Source organism: Chryseobacterium barbadense (assembly GCF_042849955.1).
In the GTDB taxonomy this organism is placed as follows: domain Bacteria; phylum Bacteroidota; class Bacteroidia; order Flavobacteriales; family Weeksellaceae; genus Chryseobacterium.
In genome coordinates this window covers 1-11052 of record NZ_BAAFHL010000068.1, presented here as the reverse complement: position 1 = coordinate 11052, position 11052 = coordinate 1, and the positions used below count along the sequence as shown (strand labels likewise).

Genomic DNA, 11052 nt, shown 5'->3' with positions numbered 1-11052 from the left:
CTTTTATAGCAGAGATGAAAATAGAACCCGTTTCTGAACTGCAGTTTTTTCCTACGGCGGAAGGATTTTTTGATTATCAGAATAATAAGTACATTTACCAGTATAAAGATCATTTAGGCAATGTAAGGGTGAGTTTCCAGAAAGAAGGGACTGATATTCAGATTGTAGACAGTAATGATTATTATCCTTTTGGGATGAGCTTTATAAGAAATGCCGAAGAAGAGTCTTATTTTGGGGCAGGAAGTTATAAGAACTACAAGTACAACGGGAAGGAACTTCAGGAAAGTGGGATGTATGATTATGGAGCTAGATTCTATATGCCGGATATTGGAAGATGGGGCGTGATTGATCCATTAGCAGAAAAGATGACAAGACACAGTCCTTATAATTATGCATTTGATAATCCAATAAGATTTATTGATCCTGATGATAGAGAGCCTGTCAATGATTATATATTTAAGAACGGTCAATTGATTGGTGTTAATTTAAATGATAATGAGGATAGGTATTTTAATGTTGTTTCTAAAGACTCTTATTCTCATATAACAGAAATAGATGGCAAAACAGAATATTTACAAGAAGATAATAATCCTAATTATTCTATTGTGTCAGTTTACACTGAAATAGAAGGTGCTGTTGGTCATTCTGGATTGGGATATGACGGTAAAGTATTTAGTTTTTATCCTACCGATGAGAATAATTCAAGACAATTTGAAATGACTGAATGGTGGTTTACTCCGTTAGTTATGGACACCAAGTCTACTAGTAAATTTAGTGACAAATATCCTAATTCTAATGTGTTTTTCTTTAAGACTACTAATGAGCAAAAAGAAAATTTAGTATCAGCAGTTAATGATAGAGCGAATGAACTTAAAAAGAATCCTGAAAATTATGCTCTTCAATCAAATAACTGCACTACAAATGTGTGTTCTTTGTTACAAAAAAGTGGAATTAGTTCTGTGGACGTTGCTAGACCTGGAAGATTAGATACAAAAATGAAAGAATCAAATGCTATAGGCAGTTTTATTAGACAGAGACCTCTAATTAATATTAATCGTTCTGCACCTTTAGGTAGAAAGCTTTATGAAGAAAATGAATAGAATTCACATATTTTATAATTATAATTTAAAAAAATGAAAATAATTAAAATACTTACTTATATCTCTTTCATATTGATATTGTCCCTAATTATAGATTTAACAGTGTTTAGAATTAATACTATGCCTAAACTAACTGAAATTAATCATGAAGATTTTATAGTGGAAGCAAATAATATAAAAGATTTGAATCTAGCTAAAGCAGAATTAAAGAAATGGATTAATAGTGAGTATAATATTGTAGAAAAACAAAATAATCTCTATATAAAATACTTATATATTGCTGTTATTTTATTATTGATAGAATTCTTTAAATTAATTTTTAATAGAAAAAAAAACATGTAAGTTATCATAGGAAAGTCGAAAACTTCGTATGAAACAAAACCACCATAATGCAATTGCAGAAATGTGAGTGGGATTGTATAATTACAAGTACAATGGAAAGGAGCTACAGGAAAGTGGGATGTATGATTATGGCGCAAGGTTCTACATGCCGGATATTGCAAGATGGGGTGTTGTGGATCCATTAGCTGAGAAGATGACAAGACATAGTCCATATAACTACGCTTTTAATAATCCTATTAGTTTTATTGACCCTGATGGAAGATTTGCAATTCCGCCAGATGACTATATAGATGCTAATGGAAGATATTTAGGAAGTGATGGGGCAACTACAAAAAATGTGAGAGTAATAAATCGAACTGATTGGAATAGTATAACTTCTGAAAAGGGAGGATCTATATCAGCAGAAGCAACAAAATCTTTATAAGCAGTTAGCTCTATTGTTACAGTAAATACAAGTCAAATTTAGTACAGATATAAATAATGCTAATAATGAAACGATTGCTGATCAAACAAAAGAAAGACAGGTGCTTGTAGGAATTGAAGTCGCAAGAGGAGATATCCCCAGTGCACAAGTTACATCTGTAAGAGGAAGTGATGGTACAGATGGAGAAGCAGTATTAGGTATCGATACTCGTACAGACAAAGAAGGAAATATCATGAAGCGAACGTTTAGTGGAACTAATTTAATCGCCTTAACTCAAATTCATACACATAATATACGACAAGAGGAAGGTTACAAGAATATTCCGGGAACGTCTGACAAAGATAAAAATACGGCTAGTTCTAGTTCTGGTTTTAATATACCAATACATGCTATTGATTCTTACACAGGAGCTAATGCAAATGGTAATGCAATTCATAGAGTATTGCCTAATGGAAAAGAAAATCGAAATATTGGAACAACAATTAATCAGAATATAGGACAAGACGCATTAAAAATGTTTATTGATAGACAAAAAAATCCATAATGAAAAAATTCATATTAATATTATTCGGCTTTTTATTGTGTAATTGTTCTGCACAAAAGAAGCAATCAGAAATTGTATATTTTTTACCATCATCAGTCAAAGATATTCTTAGTAAAGAAATTCAGAAAAGAAAGATGGAAGGCAAAAATTTATATCTAGTTTTAGATAAAGGGAACGAAAATACTTATGTGTTATATTTAAATAACATTTCAGAATCCACAGAAAAATTTTGGATAGAACATAGTAATAGATCAGTTTTTTTAAATGGTGAATTAATTCCTTTTTATTTTTATATGGATGAATTTTTCTCTTATCCAGAAAATGGAAAAAGCGTATTAAAAAAGCTTGGAACTGAAGAAGGTATTAGAAAAGTTATTATTAATAGAGAGAATGCTTTTCAAATAAATTTCAATTCAAGTGGAGAAATTATAAAGTAAACTTTCACTACTAAGAAAATAACAAAAGCCACCAATTTAGTGGCTTTTGACTTATATGTCATTTATAAGTTCGTGTAAATTCAAAGGTTCTTTTGCTATTTTGACCATTTAGGAAATGTAAGAGTAAGCTATATGAATAATGGAACAGGAACAGAGATCATTGAGGAAAATAATTATTATCCATTTGGATTGAAGTATGAAGGATATAACCAGTTTGCAGGAAATCCGGCATATAAATACAAGTACAACGGAAAGGAGCTACAGGAAAGTGGAATGTTTGATTATGGAGCAAGATTTTATATGCCGGATATTGGTAGATGGGGCGTCGTGGATCCGTTGGCGGAGAAGCATCCTGACTTAAATCCTATGATGTATGCTGCAAATAATCCAGTTAGATTTATAGATCCTGATGGAAGAGATTGGGGCTTAAGAATTGATCATAAAAACAAAACGATCACTATAGAAGGCAATTATTATTATCAGAATCAAGATAGTTATGATAAAAATAAAAGTGCTTTAGCTGCGTGGAATAAATTAGCGGCTACTTATACGTCAGGTGATGGTATAGAATATGCGGTAAGTTTTGACTTAAAGGGCAGTGTTGCAGCTGAAGGGCAAAAAGTAGATGAATTGGCAGCAGCAGACCCAATTGGAAATTCAGTAAAAGAGCTATCGGATACGGGATATAATAATTGGTTTAGTGCAATAGCGGGAGCCGATACAGCTGAAAAGCATGCTAATAATCAGGGAGGTGGAGGAACAAAAGCAGGAAAATATATTGCTAATAAAAGTTCTGTTGCAAACGATAAAACAAGAGCTCATGAAATGGGACATACACTTGGACAAGGTGAAAATGATGGTGGCGTAATGAATTATGCGGACAGTTATGATAAAATGTCCAATCCTAACTACTCTAATACAAAATCAATTTTCAATGATGTGTATAAGAAAGTGAAATCTGGTCATAATTTAAATACTGATGGTTCATCTGTAACCGGAACAGTTGGAAAATCACAGTTTAGAATAATTGTTACAGGTGATTATTCTGGAAAAGGAAATTTTTTAAAACAAAAAAGCCTAAAAGAAAAAAAATGAGTTATAGAATTTTTTGTATTTTGCTGGTATTTAGTTCGCTTTTTTATTCAGCACAAGATATAGAAGTAATTGAAGTTACTTATGAAAATCATATTAGCTATCTGAATTTTCATAATAAAAAAACGGTAAGTCATGATGAAATAGATACATCGAAAAATCTATCTTTAATTACAAACAACATTCCGAATTTTAAGGATTTAAAAAAATGTAATAATAAAAATTGTTATACAATTTCTATCAATGATACTATAGTAAGTAGTGATTTTATTTTACCCCGTAACCTAAATATAAAGGATAAGTTAAATAATGTAAAACCTTATATGAAGGATTATCTAAATAACCTTGTTACTAATCAAAAAGTATTAAAGAAAAAGTCAGGTTATATATTATATCAAAATGATCTTAAGAATGTGATCCTTATTGGTCTAAAAATGACAAAATCTTACTATAATATGCATACAGCTAATTTAAAATTATGTGGTAATCCTAATGATAAAATAGTCGTATATAGATTTTTAAATGGAAATGATGAATATGAAATTGAACATGGATCATTATGATGTTATTTATAAATGATGTATTAAAGCTACTCAGTAGCTTTAAAATTACAAGTACAACGGAAGGAACTTCAGGAGACAGGAATGTATGATTATGGAGCAAGGTTTTACATGCCGGATATAGGAAGATGGGGCGTCGTAGATCCATTGGCGGAGAAAATGACAAGACATAGTCCTTACAACTATGCGTTTAACAATCCTTTAAGGTACATTGATCCGGACGGAAGAGCGCCTTTAGGTGATTTCTTTAGTAGTTCGGGAAGATATTTAGGTAATGATGGAAAAATATATATTAGTCAAGGCAATAAAAGTAATTATTTAACGGCAAGTAAACAGGAAGTTGTTGGTGGATTAGCTACTTTAAGTGCTATTTCTGGATCATTAAATAGAACAAACTCTCCTTCAAATCACCGAATTAGTCCAGATTCTCAAGGTGGTTTTCACGAAGTTAGAGCAGATATTGACTTGACAGGCCATAGGATTACATATACAGAGGGAGGCAAAACTTCAATAAGTGGTGGTGTTGCTAGCGCACAAGTTAGTGGTTTTGATGTTGCGACTCAGCATGGTGTCGGAAATAAAATAAAATCCGACATTGTAGGACACACTCATCCTACCGCAACTACCGTAGAAAGTACCAGTAAAGCAGGAGACTTTAAAGTTTACACTTTGGTTGCTACAGAACCTTCTGCCGCAGATCTTGCTGACTTTGGTACCCGTGATACGAGTTATATTGCAGGTAACTTGGAAAGAAACCCAGTCAAGGTAAATTCTGATGGATCCTTTGTAGATCCAAATAATAAACAAGGTGCTGTATTTTATGACAGAACCGGAAATGAAACTATGAGAATTGAATTATCAACAGTTAACAAAATATTATCTAATTATGAAGACGGTAAAATTAAACCTTAACAAAATAATAGTTTTACTAATATTTTTTGTATCATCTACAATTTATAGTCAAAAAGTTAATTTGATTATTCTTATTAATAATGAAATTATCACAAGTCCTATAAGTTTGGAATTTTATAATAAAACGTTGGCTAATAAATATGAATATTCTTACTCTCCAGGAAAAGAAATCGACATTAATATTAGTGATATTTTCAAAGAAGATATGATATTGCGATTTAATGCATATGGTGATAAAGAATATCCAACTAAACGCTACAGTTATAATATACTTCTTCAGACAGGTCTGTTTCAGGATACATCTTTTCTAATAATAAAAATTTACAATTTAGATAAAAAAGAATACAAAAAAAAATACTGCAAATCAAAAGACACTTATGTAGTAGACTTTCATAAGAGTGGTCTTCATATTGATACTGGAATCTGTAAATGAAATAGATAATTTTCCTTCATGGTAGTGTTTCAAATATGTTGGGCTTATTTATTGAATAAACGTTATGAGTTGAAGAAGAATGTACCAACAACTGTAGTCGAAAATGAAAATATTTCACCTTTTAATAGAGATTAATATGAAAAAACTAATTGTGTTTTTAATCTTGTCGATATTTTGTCAATGTCAGCAAAGGCATCAGTTAATATTACATAAGGAGGATGTAAATCCTAAGTTAACTGATTTACAAAAAAAACTTGATATTAATGGGAAACTTTATCAATATATTTTTTGAAAGCCATTATGAAAATGATGATATTTCTATCAATTGTGATGGTACTATGGTTTATAAAAAATCTATATCCACAGACCACACAATTAATTTAGCAGGTTATCACTTACAGAAATCTAGTTGTAATGAATTAGATATTGGCATTGGAAATGAGAAATATAATTTAAGTAGAAATATAATTGGAAAATATAAATATTTGTACATTAAAAAAGAAAAGAATATAGTTTTTACTCTTTCACATGCTCCAAGAACTTATTATTAACAGGATAATGGAGTTACAACCTTTTTTTGAGACAAAACGTTTCTCCTTCTTATACTATTAAGTTTGAATATTAAAAAAACTAGGGTATTAATTTTAATACCTTAGTTTAAATATTTTTTTCAAATATTTAATTGCTCCTGAAATTGTAGATGCCAATGATTACTATCCTTTTGGAATGAATCATTTGAATAGTGGCAATGCCTTCTTTGGAACAGGAAGTTATAAGAATTACAAGTACAACGGAAAGGAACTGCAAGAGTCTGGAATGTATGATTATGGAGCGAGATTCTATATGCCTGACTTGGGAAGATGGGGAGTACATGACCCTTTAAGTGAATTGCAGTTTGCTTATAGCCCATATTCTTATGTTTATGGAAACCCAATAAGGTTTAATGATCCGACAGGAATGATTGGAGAATGCGATAAATGTCCAAAAGATATTGAACCTAATAAGCCAGGAGGAGTTAATAATCCAATACTTATCCCCGAAGTAGTTATCCAAGCTCCGTTAAAACCGAGTTCTCTTTCATTTATGGGAATTAGCAATATGAATGCTTTCCATAATTCTCAGGATAGATTAGCTTCCGCTATTAATAATAGTAAAGCTGCCTTAGCTACTGAAAAATTTGAGGAGAATCTTGCACAAGGAATTGGAACTTTTATGACAGGAGGAAGTAATCTTTTAGCTTCAGCTGGGTGGACTGCCCTTGACACTTATGTGAGTTATCAGGATGAAGAAACTCAAAATGCTGTTGGAGCAGTACAATTAATGGCAGTGTTTGTTCAACTTAGGAAAGGAAATGTAAGCGGAATAAAAAAGTTAGCAGATGATATTATTGAAGAAGGATTTTCGTTAAATGCACATGGAGAATTGACTAATGGAGTGTATACTGTTGCACAAGAGGCTATGAAGAAGCACATTTTTGGAGGAATCGCAGGGAAAAGTCTCTTTTATTCAACAATAGACGCAAATGTTGCAGAATGTATATAGGAATTCTAGAGGGTATATCCACGGTTCTCCGGGAACAATGAGATAATTTAAATCATGGAAAATGTAACAGAAAAAATAAAAAGAGCTTTATTGCATAATGGAAATTGGAAATTTTCAGACTTTTATTCAATAATTGATTTATTAAAAAATACAAATATTAATATTTCATTTTGGGAAAATGAAGAAAATTGGGCGACTCTAATTAGTGATAGCAATGTTGTGGGATATTTATGGAAAGAGCACCCGCTATTAATTATTGAACCTTGCTATTTGAATAATATCAACTTGGCAAATTATTCTTTTCTTAATATAATTACTACTCCAAACCTAAATGCTCAAAATTTAAAATTAGATGATAATTTATTGAATGATTACTTGATATCTAATATTGATCATGATAAGTTTTCTGCTAATGACCTGTGGTTTTTTACTAATAGTATTTAAACTACAGAACAATAGATGTAGATATTATAGTGGCTTGAATATTTTGGAGTTGCTACTTTTTTTTAGAACAAAAAGAAATATTCTTCTTATGCTTCTAAGAGAGAGAATTTTTATAAATGATTAGGTTGCTGTAACTAGCAACCTAATTATAAAAAGTAGCTATACAGATTATTTAGGAAACGTTAGGGTAAGTTACCAGAGAGAAGGTTTAGATCCACAGGTGGAGTTGCTACCTTGGTAGGACAAGATTCTTATACTTTTTAATTTTAATATATGAAAAAAGTTAGAAAATATTATAAGGATTACAAAGGAAATTACAACATATCCAATAGCACCATGAGTCATCTTGTACTAAAAAAAGGGGAACAACTAAAAAAAGGTATTGAGTTAAATAAAAATAATTTAACTACTCGTTCCCCCGCTACCGCACGATTGTATCGTGTGGTGGATAAAAATAAGCCAGTTACAGAAGCATCATTGCAGATTTTTAAAGTTAATGGAAAAGGTGGTCTTCCAAAGGATGCCTCTAACCTAGAGATGATATGGCATGATCATCCCGATGTGTTGGTTAATAATATTACTTCAAGGCAACTTGGTGAGGCCACTCCTTCAGACTCTGATGTTAATGTTCAAGGCATTTTAGAAGAAAGGGGATATACCGGAAATGTTATTACCGTGGGAATTCACAGTAATAGTGTATCATATTACAATAGTAAAGGAAGTATTATAAATGTAAACTTTGACGATTGGAAAAATGCTGGTATAAAAGCTACAATGAATTATTTACAACCAATTATCAATAATATAAATTCAAAATAAAATGAAAAAAATATTTTTTTTAATCTCCATAATACAATTGTTTTCTTGTCAAAGTATGAAAAATTCAAATGATTATTTATCCTCAAACAAGAAATTTTATAATTCATTTTATAATACAAATGGAAATGTATTTATGCTAAGTTCTCCTAATGGCGCATTATCCTCTTATATATGGAGTTATCATAATAATGCTATTGACGTATATAGTTTTAGTCGAGGAAAAATACAATCAAAGAAATCTCACAAAATTGAAGGTCAGGATTTAAAATGGTTGCTCAATCCTTCTAAAGATGATATTGGTCTTGATGAATGTATTGCAATGGATGGTTTTACATTAATGTTTAAGGTTAAAAATAATGAATCTTATGTGGAACGAAAATTTCCAATTAGTTTAGAATGCTTTAAAAATACTTCTTATGAAACCTCTTTTTTCAAAAATTTGGTTCAAGATATAAAATCCTATCAGATAGGATGGAAAGAAGTAAAGTAAATAACCAATAGGAGTCACCAAATTTGGTGACTCCTATTGTATTTATTAAAAAAGTTGAAGAAATTCTTATTATCCGTTTGGATTGAAGCATGAAGGATATAACCAGTTTACAGGAAATCCAGCTTATCAGTACAAGTACAACGGAAAGGAACTGCAAGAGTCTGGAATGTATGATTATGGGGCAAGGTTCTATATGCCGGATTTAGGACGTTGGGGTGTGATTGACCCTCTTGCTGAGAGATATATTAAGGCAAGTCCATATCATTACGCATTTAATAATCCAGTATTTTTTAAGGATCCTAATGGAAAGCAGATTGTTATTTATTATGATGATGAAAGTGGAAAAAAACAGCAGTACACATATTCATATTCTTCTAAAAGAGAAAGCACAGGAAATGAGTTTTTAGACAATGCAATATTAGCATTAGATGAATTATATAAAAGTGATGCAATGAATATAGATACAGACGGAGATGGTACTAAAGATGTCAATATGATGCAGAAGTTAATTGATCACAAAAAAACACTCGGAGTAGTTCAAAGTGATTATTCATCCGAATTTACTTTTGGAATGGGATATGATAAAAAGAGTGATAAATGGGATGGGGGTTTATTTCAAATAGGAAGAATAAGATTTAATGATAAAAAAGGAATTTTATTTAATAATGATAGCTCAGAAGGGCTTGTAGAGAGATATGAAAATGGTAAACTTATTAAAGGAGATAAAGTAAATTCTCCCACTTCAATATTGGGTCATGAAATGGTACATTTTTATAATTATATTTTTGATAATGCTAATTGGTTTCAAAGACGTAAACAAGATTCTGATAAGTTAGGTTTTAAAAATCAAGAAGAATATAAGACTACAATCTTATCAAACCAAATAAATGAAGCACTTAATGAATCTCAGAGAACTGTTTATGAGGGAATATATGTACCCGTAAAAAATGTTAAAAGCCATGAAATTCAAAAATAATTTTTTATTATTTTTTCTTTTGACACTTCTATCTAGTTGCATAGAAAGGAAAAATTTAAATAGTAAAGAGAAAATAATTCTTTTTAAGCAAGTCAATGAATCTACTGATTTAGAGGTAGATTTTAATATAAAAAGATTTTGGCAAGTAAATTTTGAGGACAAAACTTTTATAACACAGGATTTTATGTCTTCAAGCTTTGATAGAATTTTAGATTCTCTAAATGTTTTAACATATGTAAATAATAAAAAACCACAGTTCAATGATTATGTTGAATATGCATTTGTAAAATATAAGAGCAATAAGAATAATGATACAATTTACTTTGATGGTCGCTCAAAATGGTGGGTAATACAAGAGGGAAAAGTAAAACAGTATAAAGACGTGAAAGAAAAAATGAAGAATAGATTACAATATATTTATCCCATTTTTAGAGATTGCTCTCCAGCAACCTTGAATCCAAATAATTTATAATTAATCCATTCAGACTTATAAAAATTAATCCGTTGTTACAGACTTGTAGTCCGTGAGTAAATTAAGTATGAAGGGTACTTAATCCTTTATTGGGGGACAGCAAGAATATAATTATACAGATCATTTAGGAAATGTAAGGCTAAGCTATGCAGATTCTAGCCATGATGGGTGGTTCAGAAAAACGGATGTCAATATTCAGCATTATGAGAATCTGGGAAATGGAGAAATATACTGTTATAATGACTGGATTCCCAGAGAAATTGTAGAAACCAATAATTATTATCCGTTTGGGTTGTTGCATAATTAAAAAAAAATCAAAACGCATATCAGTATAAGTACAACGGAAAAGAATTACAAGAGACGTGAATGTATGATTATGGGGCGAGGATGTATATGCCGGATATTGGTAGATGGGGAGTGGTTGATCCGCTGGCGGAGAAAATGACTCGTCATAGTCCATATAAC

General features: G+C 30.8%; 13 protein-coding genes and 5 pseudogenes. All 18 read left to right on the top strand.

Going from position 1 to position 11052, the window contains the following annotated elements:
- A partial coding sequence (locus ACGHIN_RS15225) for an RHS repeat domain-containing protein (RefSeq protein ID WP_390455366.1) occupies nt 1-1100 on the top strand: 1100 nt, incomplete at its 5' end.
- Between the two features lie 120 nt (nt 1101-1220).
- Entirely contained in the window at nt 1221-1442 is a 222-nt protein-coding gene (locus ACGHIN_RS15220; protein ID WP_390455363.1) for a hypothetical protein, read from the top strand.
- Nucleotides 1443-1518: 76 nt separating this feature from the next.
- Nucleotides 1519-1704 (top strand): annotated as a pseudogene (locus ACGHIN_RS15215) (RHS repeat-associated core domain-containing protein); the annotation flags it as partial.
- A gap of 262 nt (nt 1705-1966) precedes the next feature.
- The gene (locus ACGHIN_RS15210) at nt 1967-2410 is read left to right on the top strand and encodes a hypothetical protein (RefSeq protein ID WP_390455360.1); all 444 of its coding nucleotides are present in this window, start codon (nt 1967-1969) and stop codon (nt 2408-2410) included.
- Nucleotides 2410-2847, top strand: coding sequence for a hypothetical protein (locus ACGHIN_RS15205; protein ID WP_390455357.1), 438 nt, complete (start codon nt 2410-2412; stop codon nt 2845-2847). Before ACGHIN_RS15210 ends, ACGHIN_RS15205 begins: the two co-directional genes overlap by 1 nt.
- 96 nt (nt 2848-2943) lie before the next feature.
- Nucleotides 2944-3261, top strand: a pseudogene (locus ACGHIN_RS17345) (RHS repeat domain-containing protein); the annotation flags it as partial.
- Nucleotides 3262-3938: 677 nt separating this feature from the next.
- Nucleotides 3939-4502, top strand: coding sequence for a hypothetical protein (locus tag ACGHIN_RS15195; protein ID WP_390455351.1), 564 nt, complete (start codon nt 3939-3941; stop codon nt 4500-4502).
- A 46-nt stretch (nt 4503-4548) separates the two neighbouring features.
- Nucleotides 4549-4724 (top strand): annotated as a pseudogene (locus ACGHIN_RS15190) (RHS repeat-associated core domain-containing protein); the annotation flags it as partial.
- A gap of 661 nt (nt 4725-5385) precedes the next feature.
- The gene (locus tag ACGHIN_RS15185; protein ID WP_390455348.1) at nt 5386-5844 is read left to right on the top strand and encodes a hypothetical protein; all 459 of its coding nucleotides are present in this window, start codon (nt 5386-5388) and stop codon (nt 5842-5844) included.
- A gap of 263 nt (nt 5845-6107) precedes the next feature.
- Nucleotides 6108-6395 carry a hypothetical protein gene (locus ACGHIN_RS15180; protein ID WP_390455345.1) on the top strand — a complete coding sequence of 96 codons (288 nt, stop codon included), beginning with the start codon at nt 6108-6110 and terminating at the stop codon, nt 6393-6395.
- A 112-nt stretch (nt 6396-6507) separates the two neighbouring features.
- On the top strand, nt 6508-7386 hold the full coding sequence (locus ACGHIN_RS15175; RefSeq protein WP_390455372.1) for an RHS repeat domain-containing protein: 879 nt from the start codon (nt 6508-6510) through the stop codon (nt 7384-7386).
- A gap of 54 nt (nt 7387-7440) precedes the next feature.
- Nucleotides 7441-7830, top strand: coding sequence for a hypothetical protein (locus ACGHIN_RS15170; RefSeq protein WP_390455343.1), 390 nt, complete (start codon nt 7441-7443; stop codon nt 7828-7830).
- Between the two features lie 273 nt (nt 7831-8103).
- On the top strand, nt 8104-8649 hold the full coding sequence (locus ACGHIN_RS15165; RefSeq protein WP_390455340.1) for a hypothetical protein: 546 nt from the start codon (nt 8104-8106) through the stop codon (nt 8647-8649).
- Between the two features lies 1 nt (nt 8650).
- The gene (locus tag ACGHIN_RS15160) at nt 8651-9139 is read left to right on the top strand and encodes a hypothetical protein (RefSeq protein WP_390455338.1); all 489 of its coding nucleotides are present in this window, start codon (nt 8651-8653) and stop codon (nt 9137-9139) included.
- A gap of 61 nt (nt 9140-9200) precedes the next feature.
- Nucleotides 9201-9458: pseudogene (locus ACGHIN_RS15155) on the top strand (RHS repeat domain-containing protein); the annotation flags it as partial.
- A gap of 132 nt (nt 9459-9590) precedes the next feature.
- On the top strand, nt 9591-10115 hold the full coding sequence (locus ACGHIN_RS15150) for a M91 family zinc metallopeptidase (RefSeq protein WP_390455369.1): 525 nt from the start codon (nt 9591-9593) through the stop codon (nt 10113-10115).
- Nucleotides 10099-10587 carry a cupredoxin domain-containing protein gene (locus ACGHIN_RS15145; protein WP_390455335.1) on the top strand — a complete coding sequence of 163 codons (489 nt, stop codon included), beginning with the start codon at nt 10099-10101 and terminating at the stop codon, nt 10585-10587. Before ACGHIN_RS15150 ends, ACGHIN_RS15145 begins: the two co-directional genes overlap by 17 nt.
- Before the next feature lie 256 nt (nt 10588-10843).
- A pseudogene (locus tag ACGHIN_RS15140) lies at nt 10844-11052 on the top strand (RHS repeat-associated core domain-containing protein); the annotation flags it as partial.

Excerpts from the sequence above, each read along its gene's own strand:
- ACGHIN_RS15180 (WP_390455345.1), top strand. The coding sequence starts at position 6,108 with ATGGGAAACTTTATCAATATATTTTTTGAAAGCCATTATGAAAATGAT.
- ACGHIN_RS15195 (WP_390455351.1), top strand. The coding sequence starts at position 3,939 with ATGAGTTATAGAATTTTTTGTATTTTGCTGGTATTTAGTTCGCTTTTT.
- ACGHIN_RS15150 (WP_390455369.1), top strand. The coding sequence starts at position 9,591 with ATGAATATAGATACAGACGGAGATGGTACTAAAGATGTCAATATGATG.
- ACGHIN_RS15165 (WP_390455340.1), top strand. The coding sequence starts at position 8,104 with ATGAAAAAAGTTAGAAAATATTATAAGGATTACAAAGGAAATTACAAC.
- ACGHIN_RS15220 (WP_390455363.1), top strand. The coding sequence starts at position 1,221 with ATGCCTAAACTAACTGAAATTAATCATGAAGATTTTATAGTGGAAGCA.
- ACGHIN_RS15160 (WP_390455338.1), top strand. The coding sequence starts at position 8,651 with ATGAAAAAAATATTTTTTTTAATCTCCATAATACAATTGTTTTCTTGT.
- ACGHIN_RS15145 (WP_390455335.1), top strand. The coding sequence starts at position 10,099 with ATGAAATTCAAAAATAATTTTTTATTATTTTTTCTTTTGACACTTCTA.
- ACGHIN_RS15205 (WP_390455357.1), top strand. The coding sequence starts at position 2,410 with ATGAAAAAATTCATATTAATATTATTCGGCTTTTTATTGTGTAATTGT.
- ACGHIN_RS15185 (WP_390455348.1), top strand. The coding sequence starts at position 5,386 with ATGAAGACGGTAAAATTAAACCTTAACAAAATAATAGTTTTACTAATA.
- ACGHIN_RS15170 (WP_390455343.1), top strand. The coding sequence starts at position 7,441 with ATGGAAAATGTAACAGAAAAAATAAAAAGAGCTTTATTGCATAATGGA.